The organism is Kineosporiaceae bacterium (genome assembly GCA_016713225.1).
Taxonomy (GTDB): domain Bacteria; phylum Actinomycetota; class Actinomycetes; order Actinomycetales; family Kineosporiaceae; genus JADJPO01.
In genome coordinates this window covers 291423-307921 of the sequence record JADJPO010000001.1, presented here as the reverse complement: position 1 = coordinate 307921, position 16499 = coordinate 291423, and the positions used below count along the sequence as shown (strand labels likewise).

14 protein-coding genes and 1 pseudogene are annotated in these 16499 nt (G+C 69.6%); 6 read left to right on the top strand and 9 right to left on the bottom strand.

What is annotated here, in order from left to right; genetic code table 11:
* Positions 1–28: 28 nt before the first annotated feature.
* Positions 29–1258: an MFS transporter gene (locus IPK24_01355; GenBank protein ID MBK8074219.1), complete on the bottom strand. Its 1230-nt coding sequence runs from the start codon at positions 1256–1258 to the stop codon at positions 29–31.
* On the opposite strand from IPK24_01355, the gene IPK24_01350 reads away from it, so the two are divergent.
* The gene (locus IPK24_01350) at positions 1239–2993 is read left to right on the top strand and encodes a DHA2 family efflux MFS transporter permease subunit (protein ID MBK8074218.1); all 1755 of its coding nucleotides are present in this window, start codon (positions 1239–1241) and stop codon (positions 2991–2993) included. The two genes, IPK24_01355 and IPK24_01350, sit on opposite strands and share 20 nt — an antisense overlap.
* 57 nt (positions 2994–3050) lie before the next feature.
* On the opposite strand, the gene IPK24_01345 is transcribed toward IPK24_01350, so the two are convergent.
* From IPK24_01345 to IPK24_01335, 3 genes are all read right to left on the bottom strand, one after another.
* Positions 3051–4433 carry a hypothetical protein gene (locus tag IPK24_01345; GenBank protein ID MBK8074217.1) on the bottom strand — a complete coding sequence of 461 codons (1383 nt, stop codon included), beginning with the start codon at positions 4431–4433 and terminating at the stop codon, positions 3051–3053.
* Between the two features lie 365 nt (positions 4434–4798).
* Positions 4799–5818 (bottom strand): OmpA family protein, encoded by a 1020-nt coding sequence (locus IPK24_01340; GenBank protein MBK8074216.1) that lies wholly within the window; start codon positions 5816–5818, stop codon positions 4799–4801.
* Between the two features lie 287 nt (positions 5819–6105).
* Positions 6106–6480, bottom strand: a complete 375-nt coding sequence (locus IPK24_01335; GenBank protein ID MBK8074215.1) for a PH domain-containing protein — start codon at positions 6478–6480, stop codon at positions 6106–6108.
* Between the two features lie 957 nt (positions 6481–7437).
* Here IPK24_01335 and IPK24_01330 point away from each other — a divergent pair.
* Positions 7438–8322: a universal stress protein gene (locus IPK24_01330; GenBank protein MBK8074214.1), complete on the top strand. Its 885-nt coding sequence runs from the start codon at positions 7438–7440 to the stop codon at positions 8320–8322.
* A 55-nt stretch (positions 8323–8377) separates the two neighbouring features.
* Here IPK24_01330 and IPK24_01325 read toward each other — a convergent pair whose 3' ends face one another.
* The 4 genes and pseudogenes from IPK24_01325 to IPK24_01310 form a co-directional block, all read right to left on the bottom strand.
* Positions 8378–10333: an APC family permease gene (locus IPK24_01325; GenBank protein ID MBK8074213.1), complete on the bottom strand. Its 1956-nt coding sequence runs from the start codon at positions 10331–10333 to the stop codon at positions 8378–8380.
* A gap of 85 nt (positions 10334–10418) precedes the next feature.
* Positions 10419–11462, bottom strand: coding sequence for an FAD-dependent oxidoreductase (locus IPK24_01320; protein MBK8074212.1), 1044 nt, complete (start codon positions 11460–11462; stop codon positions 10419–10421).
* Positions 11459–11992: a GNAT family N-acetyltransferase gene (locus IPK24_01315; protein ID MBK8074211.1), complete on the bottom strand. Its 534-nt coding sequence runs from the start codon at positions 11990–11992 to the stop codon at positions 11459–11461. The genes IPK24_01320 and IPK24_01315 overlap by 4 nt, the downstream gene beginning before the upstream one ends.
* A pseudogene (locus IPK24_01310) lies at positions 11993–12832 on the bottom strand (2-phosphosulfolactate phosphatase).
* 92 nt (positions 12833–12924) lie between these two features.
* Here IPK24_01310 and IPK24_01305 point away from each other — a divergent pair.
* The 3 genes from IPK24_01305 to IPK24_01295 all read left to right on the top strand — a co-directional run bounded on the left by IPK24_01305 (position 12925) and on the right by IPK24_01295 (position 14687).
* Positions 12925–13434 carry a DinB family protein gene (locus tag IPK24_01305; GenBank protein MBK8074210.1) on the top strand — a complete coding sequence of 170 codons (510 nt, stop codon included), beginning with the start codon at positions 12925–12927 and terminating at the stop codon, positions 13432–13434.
* A 62-nt stretch (positions 13435–13496) separates the two neighbouring features.
* Entirely contained in the window at positions 13497–13709 is a 213-nt protein-coding gene (locus tag IPK24_01300) for a low temperature requirement protein A (GenBank protein MBK8074209.1), read from the top strand.
* 21 nt (positions 13710–13730) lie between these two features.
* Complete coding sequence (locus IPK24_01295) at positions 13731–14687, top strand: low temperature requirement protein A (GenBank protein MBK8074208.1); 957 nt, start codon at positions 13731–13733, stop codon at positions 14685–14687.
* A gap of 4 nt (positions 14688–14691) precedes the next feature.
* Here IPK24_01295 and IPK24_01290 read toward each other — a convergent pair whose 3' ends face one another.
* On the bottom strand, positions 14692–15495 hold the full coding sequence (locus tag IPK24_01290) for an LLM class F420-dependent oxidoreductase (GenBank protein ID MBK8074207.1): 804 nt from the start codon (positions 15493–15495) through the stop codon (positions 14692–14694).
* Positions 15496–15602: 107 nt separating this feature from the next.
* On the opposite strand from IPK24_01290, the gene IPK24_01285 reads away from it, so the two are divergent.
* Positions 15603–16433 carry a maleylpyruvate isomerase family mycothiol-dependent enzyme gene (locus IPK24_01285; protein MBK8074206.1) on the top strand — a complete coding sequence of 277 codons (831 nt, stop codon included), beginning with the start codon at positions 15603–15605 and terminating at the stop codon, positions 16431–16433.
* Positions 16434–16499 lie beyond the last annotated feature (66 nt).

Genomic DNA, 16499 nt, shown 5'->3' with positions numbered 1-16499 from the left:
GGCCAGACCCGTGTCACCGAGACGGGGATCAGCCCGAGTGGGTGGTCACGCCGTAGCGGGCGCGGGTCGCCAGTGCCCACCGGGCTGCCGGCACCCCGGCGGCGGCCACCGCAGCCACCGACCCCGCCAGGATGTACCAGCCGACCTCGCCCAGACCGACGCACAAGGCGGCCACCAGTGGCGGACCGGCGATCCCGGGGATGGCCCAGCCCATGCCGGCCAGGGCCTGGTACTGGCCTTGCCGCTCGTGGGGGGCCAGCCCCATCTGCACCCCCCACTGGCCGCCGGAGCTGATCATCTCCCCGATCACGTGGGCGCCGGCGCCCAGGACCAGCAGGGCGATCCCCATCGCCACCCCGGCCGCACCCGGTAGCCAGGTGTCGGTGCGGGCGACCAGGCCGATCAGGACGAATCCCCCGGCGATCCACACGCCGCCGCGCAGCAGCGACCCGGCGGCCGTGGTGACCGAGTCGGATCGTCGCGACAGGCGCACCTGGAACAGCGCCACCGCCACCGTGTTGAGCAGCAACAGAACGGCGATCATCACCCGCGGCAGATGGGTTCGCTGGGTGAGGTAGAGCGCGATGCCCAACTCCATCACCGTGAAGTGCAGCGTGAACAGGCCCAACAGCACGGTGATCGCCACGAAGGGGCCGTCACGCAGTGCCGGGAACAGCGGCTCACCCACCTGGTGGGGAACGGCGGGCAGCGCGGGGAGCCGATACGTGACGACGGCCGCGAAGCCGGTGACGACGGCGTCCAGCAGGAACACCGCCACGTACCCCGAGGGCCGGTCGATCAGCAGGGCAGCGCCACCGGCGAGCGAGCCGAGGGCGATACCGACGTTGGTCACGGCCCGTAGATACGCTTTGAACAACACCCCTCGCCCGCCGCGTGCGATCTGCGCGATCACCCCTTGCTGGACCGCCATGGACGCCGTTCCGGCGACGTTCCACACGCTGAGCGCCACGACCAACCCGGTGACGGTCTGGGCCAGGGCAGGCAGCGCCGAGGCCACGGCCAGCAGCCCCAGCAGGATCACCAGGACGCCGCGCGGGCCACGGGTGTCGGCCAACCGGCCGGCGGGCAACTGGCCCGACAACCCGATGGCCGTCGACACCGCCATGGCCAGGGCGACCTGAGCCGCGGTGAGACCCACGACACGTGTGAAGTAGACCGCGCTCGTGGTCATCACAGCGCCACTACCGAAGCGGTTCGCCAGTTGACCCAACGCGAGAATGCGCAGCTCGCGATCCACGGGGACACCCCGGTGGGTCAGCCTCCCCGGAGCCGGCTCGTCCATTCACCGCACCGTAGTGGCTCACTCCCGACGGGGCGTCGCCCCACCACCAGCCGTTCGCAGGCCGGCAGTTAAGGTGGACCTCACCTGTGTCGCCCAGCGCGGCCGATCCCCCGACAGTTCGAGGTCTCGCGTGTCCACCGCTGCACCTGCTCAACCTGTCTACCCCGAGAAGATCGACGCTGCCGTCCTCAAGGTGGCCGGCGTCGTCGTCCTGGGCGCGATCATGTCGATCCTCGACATCACGGTCGTCAACGTGGCGCTGCCCGTGTTCCAGACGATCTTCGCCTCGGACGCCGCGAACCCGGTCGCGTATTCGACGGTGGCCTGGACCGTGACCGCATACACCCTCTCGCTGGCCACGGTGATCCCGTTGACCGGTTGGGCCGCAGACCGTTTCGGCACCAAGCGGCTCTACATGCTGGCCGTCGTCCTGTTCACCGCAGGCTCGGCACTGTGCGCCTCGGCGTCCAGCATCGAGATGCTGATCGGCTTCCGGGTGCTGCAGGGTCTGGGTGGCGGCATGTTGATGCCGCTGGGCATGACGATCATGACCCGGGCTGCCGGGCCGGCCCGGATGGGCCGCCTCATGGCGATCCTCGGCGTCCCGATGCTGCTCGGACCGATCCTCGGTCCGATCCTCGGTGGCTGGCTGATCGAGCACGCCAGCTGGCACTGGATCTTCCTGATCAACGTGCCGATCGGCCTGGTCGCCGTGATCTACGCCAGCGTCGCGCTGCCCCGGGACCACACCGAGCCCTCGGAGTCCCTCGATGTGCTCGGCGTGGCCCTGATGTCACCCGGTCTGGCCCTGTTCCTGTTCGGGATCTCGTCGATCCCGATGAAGGGCACCATGAACGCACCCCGGGTCTACATCCCGATGGCGATCGGCGTCGTCCTGATGGCGGCGTTCGTCTGGCACGCGTTCCGCCCGGCGCATCCCCTGCTCGACCTGCGACTGTTCCGCAACCGCAATCTGCGGGTCGCCACGATCACGATGTTCCTGTTCGCCGCGGCATTCTTCGGTGGCCTGCTGCTGGTGCCGACCTACTTCCAGCAGATTCGCGGTGAGTCGACGCTGCACGCGGGGTTGCTGGTGGCGCCGCAGGGCATCGGGGCGATGCTGACCATGCCGATCGCGGGCGCCCTGGTCGACAAGATCCCGGTGGGACGCGTGGCTCCCTTCGGCCTGCTGCTGATCATCGGTGGCATGTTCGGGCTGACCCAGGTCGAATCCACGACCGAGTACTGGAAGATCATCGTCCCGCTGTTCGTGATGGGCATGGGCATGGGCGCAACGATGATGCCGATCATGACCTCGGCCATGAAGACGCTGACGTCGCACGAGGTGGCGCGCGGTTCGACGTTGATCAACATCGTGCAGCAGATCGCCAGCTCGATCGGGGTGGCGATCATGTCCGTGCTGTTGACCAACGCGCTCAAGGACTCTCCGCTGGCGCTCCCGGCGATCGGCTCGTGGCGTGATCCTTCGCTCGCCGAGAAGATCGGCGGCCCGGCGGGCGTGGCCAAGGGCCTCGCCGAAGCCGCCGGGGCGTTCTCCAGCACCTTCTGGGTGGCGGCGTTCATGGTCACGTTGACCCTGGTCCCGGCGCTGTTCCTGCCGCGCAAGCGCGAGGAGTCGCACCTGCTGGACGACGTCGAGCCGGGCTCGGCATCGGTGGTCATGCACTGAGAACCGGGGTACGTGAGACACCACCTGATACTCGGCCCACCCAAGCCATCGGCGCCTTCATCTGGCAGCCGGAGCGGGGCTCGGCAGCGGGAACCGCGTGAAGAAGTAGTAGGACCGGCCAGGGGGCCAGATGTTCTGCTCCTCGTCGGTCCAGGTCGACGAGACGGGATCCGCGGTGAGGGTCACCGAGTGAATCGTCGTACCGTAATAGGACATGATCGATGCCATCGGGGGCACTGGGTCGTCGAGGCGTCGGGTGTGGGTGCGCAGCACCACAACCAGGTAGGTCGGTCGGTGTCCACCCGCCGTGGTTCGACCGCGGAGCGGCGCGAGGTGCTTGGCGGCGAGCGCCGATCGCGGGTCCATGAGCTGACTGGCGTAGGACTCGATGTCGCGCGTTGCCATCGCCTCGATCTCCTTGGCCTCCAGACGGCTCAGCCAGGCGTCGAAGGCGGCGAGCGCCACGGCTGACAGGACGCCCACGCCCGCCTTCAGTCCCGCCTTCGGCAGGATGCGCCGCGTAGACCCCGTGATCGTGCTGCCGCCGCCGGCCCCGGTGGGCGCCACCGCCGGCTTCGCGGCGGGGGGGAGGACCACAGGCTCGGCGGGACCGGTCCGTGCCGCAGGCGTCGGTACGGGCGGCTGAATCCGACGGGCGGGGAGGTGGGGATTGGAGAAGGTGGCTGAGCCGAACCGGACCTCCCGGACCGGAGACCCCCGCTGAAAGAAGATCCGGTTCATCGACGTCTGGACGGCCTCGCTCGGCCGTTGCGCGAAGGAGACGACGATCGTGTCCGCCTCCGACAGGTTGGCGGCGTTGCTGATTGCCTGCTTGACGCAGTCCTTGGCGACGGCGCGCGCCTGGGCCGGCGTGCGGTTGAGCAGGTTGTGCGACTTGAGGTTGATCCGAAGGACCTCCAGAGTCCCGTCCTTGTTCCGCCTCGTCACCGAGTAGTCGGGTTGTGCATATCGGTCCCGCCCGGGTTGCAGGTCCATCCCCGGCAGTTCCTTGTGCCCGGCAACGTGCTTGCCCTGCGCCTCGGCGCCGGGTGGCGTGCGCTGCAGCTCGTCGAAGTGGAACTGCCGGGCCACTCGATCCCTCGTCGACATCCGCTTCTGCCAGAGGAGCCTTCGGAACCGCTCGAGGTCGGCCGCCTTGCGCGCCATCGATCTCTGGTTGGCGCCTGGCCGCCGGTACTCCCGCTCCAACGCCGACAGCTGCCGCTCGACGTCCGCATCGCTCAGCTGTCCCAGATCCTTGCCTGCCGTGGCTCGCTGCCTCCGTCGTTCCTGGGTCGCCGCCTTCTGCTGTCGCCTGCGGATCCGGGCGTCGTCGTCGGGTTCACGGGCGACCGTCAGCGGCGTCTCGGCGGCAGCACCCGTCGTCGCGCGCGCGAGTCCGGCAACGGCGCGATTGCCGGCGAGGCGCTGAAGGGCCATGAGCGACCGACGGCAGCCGCCTGTGACCGCCAGCCGGTCGGGCGGCAGCCGGTCGGGAAGAACCAGGTGAAGGGATCGCTCCTCAGCCGATGGCTTGGGGTCGTGCCGTGTGACGGGTGTCGCGACCTCCTGCGCGGGAGTCCGGGGCTTCGCCATGCGCCGCGGATCGGCCATGATCATCACCGACTCTCGTTCACTCCCTCACCATGACCACGGCTCCCGCCCGACGCAACACCGTCCGCGCGTCGTCCGGGGCATCCGTGGCTGCCCCCTCGGGCAAAGCGATAGATCACTCTGGTGCGCGTCGCCGACGCCACAGGGCCTCGCGGCCGTGGCCGCAAGGCCCTGTAGCGTCCCGGTGAGCGTCAGGAGATCTTGATCTCCACCCGCCGGGCCTTCTGCAGGTCCGAGCCGGCCTCCACGCCCTTGGCCTGCAGGGTGTAGGTGGCCGACTTCGCCCCGGCAGCCTTCAACGCGGCCTCGACCGCAGCAGCCCGGCGCTTCGACAGCGCCAGGTTGGCCTGGGCGTTGCCGCGGACGTCGGCGACGCCGGTCAGCTGCACCGTGACGTTCGCCGGGATTGCCGCAGCAGCCTTCTTGATGACCGCGGCCGCGTCCGGACGAATGACCGCCGAGCCGGTGTCGAAGTAGACCACGAAGGTCTGGGCCGCCGTGGTGCCGGCTGTGCTGCCGCTGCCCGAGTCGGTGCTGGGGGACGCCGACGGAGCCGGGGCCGCACTGGCGTCGTCCGTACCCCCCGCTCCGGACGCCGACGCGGCACCAGTGGAGGCGCCGGAGGGCGTGGCCATCGAGTCGTCACCCGTGGCGCCCGCCGAGGCGCCGGCGTCCGCGCTCACCGAGGCGCCATCGCTGGAACCGGCCGCCGCTCCACTCGCCTCGCCCGGCGTCGCCGCGCCGGTGGCGCTGACGGACGACCCCGACCCGGACGTCGCAGCGGTCGTGCTCGCGTCATCTCCGCCGCAGCGCGAGAGGCCGAACCCGATGGCCGCCACGCCGATGACGGCGGGTACGGCCCACTTGAGCCAGCCGGCACCACCGCGGCCGGCGGCGCCGGCGGCGGCGGCAACTCCGGCACCGCCCGCGGCGCGCCCGGCACCACCCAGGGCCGCACCGGCCGCGCCGGCCGCTGCACCGGCCCCCTCGATCCCACCGAGCACCGAGCCGCTCAGACGGGTGAACAGCCCGCGCAGCCATCCGGCGTCACGAGAACGGATCCGCGCCGGCAGGTCCGCCCACTCCGCATCGGACAGGTGGGGCTTCAGTGCGTCCAGCGCACCCTCGTCGTACTGACGCTGTATTCCCTCGAAGTCACCGGCCGCGACGCGGCGCAGGAGGTCTGTGATGAGCCCAGGAAGATCAATCATGGTGGTCAGCTATCCAGCTCACCGAGCCCCGGCGCAAGCCTTCACCACCACCGCGTGTCACACAGCCGATCGTTTCGCCGGAAAGATCCCTGTATCTGTCGCCGCACGTGATGAGAAGCACAGGATCTCGACCGACCCGACCGATCACCGTGACCGACCGTACTGACTGACGAGACGCCAAACCCGTTGCGCTGGAATGCAATCGGAGATGTCAACGGGACAGCGGACGCCGCCAGACATTCGTGTCACTCGGACAGCGTTCACCCGGGCTGCGCGCGCTGTGCGAGTCAGAGCACGTAGGTGGCGATCAGATGACCGAGCCATCGCACGTCGTAGTTGCCCTTGAACTCGAGCCGCACCTTACCCAGACCGCTGAACCACAGCTCGAGCTCGGCATCCAGGTCGAAGGTTCCCGCGGTCTCGATCGAGAACGCCTGCACCTTGCTGTACGGCAGCGATGTGTAGTCACGCTTCTTGCCGGTCATTCCCTGCACGTTGACGGCGATCATCCGCTTGTTGGTGAACACCACGAAGTCACGTACCGCCTTGAAACACGCCAGGATCTGCTCCCCCTCGATGATGAGCGGGGCCACGGCGGGCGCGATCGCCTCCGGCGCCTCTGGGCTGAGCCGGAACACCGATCCGTTCGTGAAATCGATCATCTCGACATCCTTCTCCCGGGCCGGTACTGCCGTGGATGCCCACACAGGGGCACAGCATCGTGGTCGAGCCGGAGCTGCGCGGCGGGAGCCCTCGATGGCCGCAGGAACCCACCCCGGACAACTTCGCACTCACCACCAGCACCCCCGGCCGTCCGGCGCACTGGCCAACTTCGACCCGCTGGTGCCCGGCTGATCAAGGAACACCTCGGGACACCCCGCCGAGTCGTCATCAAGGGCCACTTCGGAAAGACGTCGGCGCATACCTGCGCAGATAGCTGGTCGCAACGCCCGGTTTCGACATGACAAACACACTTCCCACGACAACTTAACGTGCTATGTTGCATTTCGCAAGTCAACTGCCGCGAAATTGGGAGGCATGCAATATGTCTGTGCGCAAAATGAAACCGAAGTCCAGTTTCGCCAAATTCCTCGCTGTCGTTGTCGGGATGGCTGGAATGATGTTGGCATTTCCGGCACCTGCCAATGCTGGGTTTCTCTGTAACACTATCGGCAAGTGCGGAACGATCTCCGTGAGTGGTGGAAATCGCCCGGTCCTTGTGGCCTGCAACTGGTCTTATCGAGTCGACGACGTCCTCGTTTACTCGGGGCAAGTCTCATACAACAAGTTCACGTCGCGCGGCGCACGCTGTACCGACGCAGACGGCTATTGGGTACCCCCCACCGGAACGCTATGTCGCTGGGTATACGCGCCACACGGGATTGCTGAGTGCGTCAAACAATCGGCTGGTTGGCATAAGATCAGTGACAACGAACGTAGTGTCACGCTCAGGTCCTCCAGCTAGCGCCGTGACCTATTGGCAATAGCTCTTCTCCACAGCGGCGCACTGGCAGGCCCCCATGATTGAGGGCGCTGGTCAACTCATATCTCGTTTTCCGATGACGTCTCGCGCCCAATGGGGGCTCCAACCTCGAGCCGTACCCCAAGGGGGATGAACAGTGAGCATCGTGGTCTCCTACGGACCAGAGGGCCGCGGCCGCGGTGGGCTGGAGCTGGCCCGTCTGCTGAGCGATTCCTCCGGCCAGCCGGTGCTCATCTGCTGTGTCATCCCCGACCGATGGCAGGGCATCGGCGGAATGGTGGAGATCGACCGCGACTACCAGGACTACCTGCAGAGTCTGGCCCACGCGGCGCTCGACCGTGCCCGCGAGGCCCTCGGCCCGGTGACCGCGGGGGTGGATGTCCAGGTGGTCACTGCCCGGTCTGCGCCGGCCGGTCTGGTCGAGGTCGCCGAACGGAGCAAGGCCTGGATGCTGGTCACCGGCTCTTCGGCCGACGGCAGTTGGGGCCACGTCGCCCTGGGCAGCGTGACCGACCGGCTGCTGCACAGTTGCCCCGTACCCGTGGCGATCGCACCACGGGGCTACCGCTGTCACTCAGGGCAGACGATGCGGCGCATCACCGTGGCCGTCGACGGCAGTGAGTCGACCGGCGCCGTCCTGCGCAGTGCGGCCGAGATGGCCCGGGGTGCCAACGCCCGTCTGCGGGTGGTGACCTTCGCCGTCCGGACTCGCACGATGTACCCACCCGAGCTGGGTCTGCACATCGAGGAACGCGTGATCGCCGCCTGGCGACAGCAGGCCGCTGCCGTGGTGGACGCGGCGATCGCCGAGTTGCCCGCAGATCATCGAGGCGAGATCGAGCAGGTGGTCGCCGAGGCCACGACCTGGCGCAACGCCATCGAAGAGCCCGGCTGGGCCGAGGGCGACGTCCTGGTGCTCGGCTCGAGCACCTCGCAGTCCCTGGTCTCACGCGTGTTCCTGGGCTCGACCGCCACCCGCATCCTGCGGTACTCGCCGGTGCCCGTGATCGTCGTCCCCTGACCGTGATCATGCAATCCGTGCACGTTTTGTGCACGGATTGCATGATCACGGCGAGTCAGCCGCCGACGTGCACCTGCGGACGACGTCCCGGATCGGGCTCGGCACGGCGCAGGATCTCGTGGGTCAGTGGGGGGATGTCGCCCTCGCCCGCGAGCAGGAAGCGCAGGGCGTTGGCTCCCGGATCACGCTCGCTCCACTCGAAGTAGGCATGCGGCGGCTCGGTCGAACGGTTACGCACGTAGAGCAGGACGGCGGCCAGCACGTTCGGCACACTGACCCCGGTCGCGCGCAGGATCTTGTGCCGTCCGACCGTCACCGCGGTCAGCGGCACCGGGGCGGTGAAGTCACTGGCATCGGTCACCTCGACCTCGAGGAAGGTGACCTTGTGGCGCCGGGTGAGGTGGTTGTCGACGCGCACCTCGAGCGCCTTCTCGCGGTATTCCTCGGTGTCCCCCGCATCGAGGCGGTTGGCGATGAAGCGCACCGGCTGCTCGCCGTCCACCAGACCCACCAGGAGCGCCTCGGCCGCCTCGTCCGGCACCACCCGCGGAACCCGCAGCTCGGTGCTCCGGGTGACCCGCGAGATCAGACTGACGATGAGGATCATCACGACGAACACGGCGGCGATGACCAGACCCTCTGGGCGCTCCGCAACCGTGACCACGCTGGTGTAGATGAAGATCAGGCTGACCACGGCGAAGAAGGCGGCGGTGCCGCGGTGGCCCCGTCGCAGTTCGGTCAGGAACACGGCGACCGCCGCCGAGGTCATCAACGCCAACACCCCGGTGGCGTAGGCGCCCGCCTGCTCGTCGACGTTGGCCTGGAAGAAGAGCGTCACCAGGATGGCGACAAGGCTGAACACGACGACCAGCGGGCGGGTCGAGCGAGCCCAGTCCGGGGCCATGCCGTAGCGCGGCAGGTACCGCGGCACGATGTTCAACAGACCGGCCATCGCCGAGGCCCCGGCGAACCACAGGATGCCGATGGTCGCGATGTCGTAGGCGGTGCCGAAGGTCTCCCCCAGGTTGGCGTGAGCGAGGTAGGCCAGCGCACGTCCGTTGGCCTCACCGGCCGGCGCCCCGTTCTCCGCGGCCAGGAACGCCTCGCGGGGGATCAGCAACGTGGTGACCAGCGACGAGCCGATCAGCATCACGCTCATGATCGCTGCAGCAGTGGTGAGCAGCTTGCGGGCGTTGCGAATCCGCCCGATGGGGTTGGCCCGGGTGTCCGTGGCGTCGCCCTTGACCAGCGGCATCACCACCACGCCGGTCTCGAAACCCGACAGGCCCAGCGCCAGCGCGGGGAAGACCAGCAGCGCGGCGCCGATGATGCCCAACGGCGAGGAGTGATCGACCAGCATCGCCGCCTGCCAGTCGTCGAACAGGTCGGGGTGCGCGAACACCCGTTGCAGACCGTCGCCGATGACGATGGCCGACAGTCCCAGATAGGCGATCACCAGGATCACCGCCAGACCGATGGCCTCCTTGAATCCCTTCAGGAACACCGCCGCCAGCGCCAGCAACAGCACCAGCGTGACCGCCACCTGGTGACCGGACAGGGCCGACTTCAGGTGCGGATTCTCGATCATGTGGGCGCTGGCATCGGCCGCCGACAAGGTGATGGTGATGATGAAACCCGTTGCCACGAAACCGATCAGGGTGAGTACCAACAGTTTGCTCGGCCAATACGACAGCAACCGCTCGAGCATCGACAGGCTGCCGTCACCGTGGGGACTCTCACCGGCCACCCGGCGGTACATCGGCAGCGCCCCGAACAGGGTGATCAGCACCAGCACCACCGTCGCGATCGGCGCCAGCGCGCCGGCAGCCAGAGCCGCGATGCCGGGTTGATACCCCAGGGTGGAGAAGTAGTCGACACCCGTCAGGCACATCACCCGGAACCAGGGCTGCACGTGCTGGTGCTGTGCGGCCTCCTGCTCGCTCTCGTAGAAGCCCCCGTCGGGGTCGGCGTCCGCAGCATCGACGAACCAGCGCCGGAACCGCTCGGACACCGAGGCCGGGGCCGCCGGGGCCGGCTCCGGGACGACTGAGGGCGGAGTGTCCATGGTCACGGTCGGCCATCCTACGGATGGCCGATCAGCTCAGCAGCTGCCGCGCCGCCTCGACGCCGGACAGCATCGCGCCCTCGACCTTGGCATCGCCGAAGCCGTCCCCGGCGAACACCAGCGGCGGCGTCCCCATGGCCCGCAGGCATCGTCCCGGATGCGTCACGACGGGCCGGGCGTAGCGCCAGCGCTGCAGTTGCATCAGTGCGGGCCATGGCTCGGCGTCCCCGTAGCGAGCCAGCTGGGCAGCGGCGAGCAGATCGGCGGCGACGTCCTCGATCGAGGCATGCCACGCCTGGGCGCTGTACCGCGCGTCGGCGTGGATCGTGAGCACCGGGCCGGGGGACGTGCCCTTGACCTGGTTGTCGGCCAGCCACTCGATCGGCCCGGTGGCCGGGTCGATGGCGCCCGGCACGGGCAGGCCCGACGGGCCGGTCAACGGCACCAGCAGGGCCAGGCACGGGTCGTATCGGACGGCGCGCAACGCGGCCTCGTCGGCCGCCACCAGTTCGGTGCCCCCCGCGACCAGCAGGTCGAGGGACTGCGGCACCGGCGGGGTGAGGATCAGGGCGTCCGCGTGGTGGGTCAGGCCACCGGCCGCATCGGGGCCGGTGTCGATGCGCCAACCGGCGTCGTCGTGCCAGATGGCCCTCACCGTGGTCTGCAGCCGGACGTCGAGCCCGGCCGCCAGGTGATCGGCGAGGGCGCGCATCGAGGGGACGCCGCGATAGCGCGGGTGCCCGTCGGCGCTCGTGTCGTCCGGCAAACCCCCGGGGCCGACCTGGCCGTGGAACCAGGGCATCACCAGGCCCAGCGCCTGCCACTGGGCGACCAGCGCGGCGAACTCGGCGGTGTGGGTGGTGATGAACTGCGCCCCGTGATCGGCGGTGAGGCCCGATCCGGGCGGCTGCTCGGGGTCAGCGAGGCTGCGGGTGGCCAGCCGTCCGCCGGCGTAGCGGCCCTTGTCGAGCACCACCACCTCGTGGTCGGCGGCCAGGGAGCGTGCCGCGGTCAGCCCGGCGACGCCCGCCCCGACGATCACGATGCGCCGGCGCGGGCGCAGTGGGCTGGTCACGAGGCCGTTCCCTGATCGTCCACCGGGCCACGGTAGGGCTGTCGCCGCGGCACGGCAGGTCGGAGGTAGCGGACGTCGGGCTCGCGCTCCTCGTTGCCCTGACCGTCGGTGAACTCGACGGCGGTGAAGCCGTGGCGCTCGTAGAACCTGCGTGCGCCGGCGTTGACCTGGAACGTCCACAACTCGAGGCGATTCGGGTGACGGGCACCGGCCACGGCGAGCAGGGCGGAGCCGATGCCGCGGCCCTGCGCCGACGGGTCGACGTAGAGCTGGTGCACCCAGTCGTCGTGCGTGGTGAGCAGGCCGACCACGGCCCCGGCGTGGGCCCGAGCATCGCCGGCGGACTCGGCCACCCACGTCCGGTCCCCCGGTAGCAGGATGTCGCGGACCCAGCCGCGGACCTCGTCGTCCGGGTGCGCCCGACGTACGCTCGCCAGCGCGGATTCCCAGGCGCGCAACCAGACCGTGGCCACCTGCTCGGCGTCGTCGGCCGTTGCCGGGCGAATCACCACCCCATCGTGGTGCGGCACGAAGGCACCCGAGACCAGCTGGGGCACGATCGAACTCGCATCGCACTCCGCGGCGATGTCGAGGTCCGGCGCATCCCCGCGACCGGCCAGCTCCCGGCCACTCGCCGAGTCGCCGATCGCCGCCCGTAGCAGCGAGGCCTGACAGGTCGGGCCGGGTTGTGCCGCGTCTCGGGGGGCAAACCCGGCCCTACCCACCGCCACCTCCCGCCAGGACGCCACGGCCAGGCGTGCCTCGAGGGACAGGTCGTCGTGGCCGGCCTCGACCAGCGCCGACAGGATCGCGCCGGCGCCGAGCAGGTCTTCGGCCGCGGGACGCAGCGTGCCGTCCGGCCATCGCTCGCCGGCCGCGAGTATCGCGATCGATTCGCCGGCGTCCAACAGGGTGGCGAGCCGGCGAGCGACCGCGCTGCGGTTGCGCAGGCACCCGGCGAGCACGTCGACCCCGTAATCGGCCAACGCAGCGCTGATCGTCGCGCCGTTGGGCGAGGGCAACAGCACGCGTCGGGTGCTGGCTGCGTTGCGGCGCAGGGACTGCGGCGACAGCGTCACGGCGGCCGGGTCGAGCCGTCCCCGGTCACGGTGGGCGGCCGGCGTGGCGCCGAGCGCCCGGGCCGCCCGCACGGCCTCGGTGGCGTCGGTGGCCCCGGGCTCGAGACGCCATGGCCAGGGGTGGACGACGATTCCGGCGTCGGCCGCCACGCTCACCGCAGTGCTGAAGCTCAACACGTCCACGATGACGCAGGCGCGCACCTGATCGGCCAATGCCGACGCCCCGGCCCGGCCCCACTCGAATCGGATCCGATGGCCGGTCTGATCGGTGAACCGATCGGTGGTCGCCATGCCCTCAGCCTGACATCCGGCACCGGGACGGCGGGCGGGCAGCCGGCGGCAGTGGGCACTAGCGTGGCCGCATCCACGACGAGAGAGGCACTATGAGCGAACGCGATGACCTGATCGAGGCCCTCGGCAAGCAGCGGTTCTTCCTGCGGCACACCGTGCAGGGGCTCACCGACGACCAGGCGCGGTTGCGCCCGACCGTCAGCCAACTCTGCCTGGGCGGGTTGATCAAACACGTGGCCGCGACCGAGAGCCGCTGGATGGAGTTCGTCCTCGACGGCCCGGCGGCGATGGCCGTTCCGAACGCGAATGACCCGAACACCGACTGGAGCGAGTGGACCAACCTGTTCCAGCTCCTGGACGACGAGACCCTCGACGGCGTTCTGGCCGAGTACGAGAAGGTGGCCGCGCGCACCGACGAACTGGTCCGCACCCTGCCCGACCTGGACGCCGCCCAGCCCCTGCCCGAGGCCCCGTGGTTCCCGCCGGGTGCCCGTTGGTCGGCCCGCCGGGTGCTGCTGCACCTGATCGGCGAGACCAGCCAGCACGCCGGGCACGCCGACATCCTGCGCGAGAGCATCGACGGGCAGAAGAGCATGGGCTGAGGGTCTCGGTCTCACCCGAGATCTTCCCGCCGGCGCCTTCGGCCACGGGCCATACTCCAGCCATGACACGGGAGCCCGCCGAGCTCATCACCCACGTTCCCCTCCGGCGGCCGCTGCTGGCGCGCGACCGGCACGAGGAGGGGCGGACGGCCACCCCACTCGAGTTGCTCTTCGACCTGGTGTTCGTGGTGGCGATCGCGAGCAACGCCGCACAGCTTCACCACGGCATCACCGAGGGCCACTACGACACCCTGGTCGGCTACACCATGACCTGATTCGCCATCTGGTGGGCCTGGATGAACTACACGTGGTTCGCGTCGTCCTACGACAACAACGATGTCGGCTTCCGACTGCTCAGCTTGTTGATCATGGCTGGGGCGTTGATGCTCGCCGCGGGCGTTCCGGACATCTTCGCCGACGGCCAATCCGTGATCGTCGTCCTCGGGTACGCCGTGATGCGACTCGGCATGGTCGGCTTGTGGCTGCGCGCCGCTGCGGCCAACCCCGCCGGACGACGCGCCGCCCTCACCTATGCCGTGGGCATCACCGCGGTACAACTGGTCTGGGTCGCCCGACTGGGTGTGCCGGACCACTGGCTGGTGATCACGTTCTTCGCCTGCGTCGCCCTGGAGCTGGCGATCCCCGTGGTGGCCGAGAGCATCGGCGGATCCAGTACGTTCCACCCGCGCCACATCGCGGAGCGCTACGGCCTGTTGACCCTGATCGTGCTGGGTGAGGTGATCCTCTCGTCGGTGCAGGCCGTGCAGGGGGTGATCTCGACGCCCGACGGGTTCGGGTGGCCCATGGTGCCGCTGGTGATGGGTGGCCTGCTGCTGGTGTTCGCCCTGTGGTGGTTGTACTTCGCGCGCGAACACCACGACATCGTCGACAACCCCCGCACCGTCTGGATCTTCGGCTATGGCCACCTGCCGATCTTCGCCTCGGCGGCCGCTGTCGGGGCCACCCTCGCCGCCGGCGTGGATGTCGCGCAGCACGAGGCCCACACCAGCGCTCGGGTGGTGTCACTCCTGCTCGCGACCGCCCTGGCCATCTTCGTGCTCTTCCTCGGGTTCATTCGAGCGGCCCACGAGCGCAACGGGTTGCATGACCTGCTGCCGCCCGCCGTGGTCGCCGCCGCGGTGTGGGCCATCGCAGCGCTCGGGCTGCCGATGGGGTGGTCGGTGCTGGCGATGGGCCTGGTGCTCACCGGCGACGTGGCGCGGCACGTCTGGTGGCCCACGCAGCGGAGCTGAGGCCTCAGCGGGATTGCGCGTCGCGCCAGGCGATCCAGCGGCGCAGGTTGGTGGTGTCGTAGTCCGGACCGCCCGCACTGATCGTGATGAAGGTGGCGCCGGCCTGCACCAGGCCGGTGGCGACGTCGTCCGGGGCCTGGCCCTGGTTCAGCCCGACCGAGATCTCGATGTCGGCGACGTCGCGACCTTCCGCGGCGCAGTGCTCGGCGAGCACGGATCGCTTGTGCCGCAGCTCGTCCGGGGTGCAGAAGCTGTGCCAGATGTCGGCGTGACGGGCCACCAGGCGCAGCGTCTTCTTCTCACCACCTCCGCCGATCAGGATGGGAATGCGCCGAACCGGCTTCGGGTTCAACGCCTCCCAGCGTCGCTCGATCCGGGGTAGGGCGTCGCGCAGATCGTCGAGTCGGCTGCCCGCCGTCCCGAACTCGTAGCCGTAGGCGAGGTAGTCCTTCTCGAACCAGCCCGATCCGATGCCCAGGATCAGTCGGCCGTTGCTGATGTGGTCGACGGTGCGCGCCATGTCGGCCAGCAGCTCGGGGTTGCGATAGGAGTTGCAGGTGACCAAAGCGGTCAGCTCGACGCGTGAGGTCTGTTCGGCGAAGGCCGCGAGCATGGTCCAGCACTCGAAGCTCTTGCCCTCAGGGTCACCGAACAGCGGGTAGAAGTGGTCCCAGGTCGAGACCACATCGACCCCGAGCTCCTCGGCCTCGCCCACGGCGCGCCGGATCGCGGCGTACTCGGCGTGCTGTGGCTGCACCTGGAATCCGAGGCGGATCGGCGCCGTGGTCTCGATGGCCCGGGTGGTCATGTCACGCCCTCCTTGTGCACGGCGCCCCATCCGGCGCAGTGCATGGTTGCACGTCTCGTCCCGCCGGCCATTCCGCCAGGAGGGCGCAGCTGCCTAGGCTCGCGGTCATGGACGATCGCGAACGCCTGGCCGGCTACATCGACATCTGGTGGAGCGCCATCGACGACCTGCTCCGGCTGGTGGAGGCGTTGGACGCCGAGCTGTCCCCGGCGGATTGGCACCGCCCCACCGACCTGCCGGGCTGGGACGTGCACGACGTGGTGGCCCACCTGGCACATCTCGAGGCGGTGCTCGCCGGCGCGCCGGAGGAGCCCCCGAGTGCCGAGCCACCGCCGGCTCACGCCACGAACCCGACCGGGGTCTACACCGAGCACGGAGTGCGCGCGCGGCGTGATCGCACCCCCGCCGACCTGATCACCGAGCTGCGCCAGGCCGCCGCGCGACGCCGGGCCGAGCTGGCGGCCAACCCGCCTACGGACGCCGCGGCGAGGCCCGAGCGGATCTTCGGCGGTCTCGACTGGGACTGGCAGACCCTGTTGCAGAACCGCCCGATCGACGTGTGGATGCACGAACAGGATCTGCGCCGGGCGCTGGGCCGCCCTGGCAATCTCGACAGCCCGGCCGCCCGTCACACCATCGGGCTGCTGGCGCGCTCGCTCGGTTTCGTGCTCGGCAAGCGTGCCGGGGCGCCGGCCGGAGCCACGCTGATCGTCGAGATCGGGGACGATCGGCCCCGCGCCTTCGCGGTGTCGGCATCGGGGCGAGGCGAGCCCGTGCGCGAGCTCCCACCGGACCCCACGGTGCGCCTGCGGATGGACGCCACCAGCTTCGCGGTGCTGGCCGGTGGGCGCCGAGAACCCGAGCCCGGCGCCGTGGTCATCGAGGGCGACCAGCCGCTCGGCCGGCGCATCCTCGCCGCCATGGCCGTCACTCCGTGAGCCAGCGCACCCCGCCGTACGGAACAGATCACCCCGGTCCGGGGTTGAGGGGATCAATTGAGCCTT

Excerpts from the sequence above, each read along its gene's own strand:
- IPK24_01290 (MBK8074207.1), bottom strand. The coding sequence starts at position 15,495 with ATGACCACCCGGGCCATCGAGACCACGGCGCCGATCCGCCTCGGATTC.
- IPK24_01345 (MBK8074217.1), bottom strand. The coding sequence starts at position 4,433 with ATGGCCCTTCAGCGCCTCGCCGGCAATCGCGCCGTTGCCGGACTCGCG.
- IPK24_01285 (MBK8074206.1), top strand. The coding sequence starts at position 15,603 with ATGGACGATCGCGAACGCCTGGCCGGCTACATCGACATCTGGTGGAGC.
- IPK24_01350 (MBK8074218.1), top strand. The coding sequence starts at position 1,239 with ATGCGCAGCTCGCGATCCACGGGGACACCCCGGTGGGTCAGCCTCCCC.
- IPK24_01335 (MBK8074215.1), bottom strand. The coding sequence starts at position 6,480 with ATGATCGATTTCACGAACGGATCGGTGTTCCGGCTCAGCCCAGAGGCG.
- IPK24_01295 (MBK8074208.1), top strand. The coding sequence starts at position 13,731 with ATGAACTACACGTGGTTCGCGTCGTCCTACGACAACAACGATGTCGGC.
- IPK24_01300 (MBK8074209.1), top strand. The coding sequence starts at position 13,497 with ATGACACGGGAGCCCGCCGAGCTCATCACCCACGTTCCCCTCCGGCGG.
- IPK24_01340 (MBK8074216.1), bottom strand. The coding sequence starts at position 5,818 with ATGATTGATCTTCCTGGGCTCATCACAGACCTCCTGCGCCGCGTCGCG.
- IPK24_01305 (MBK8074210.1), top strand. The coding sequence starts at position 12,925 with ATGAGCGAACGCGATGACCTGATCGAGGCCCTCGGCAAGCAGCGGTTC.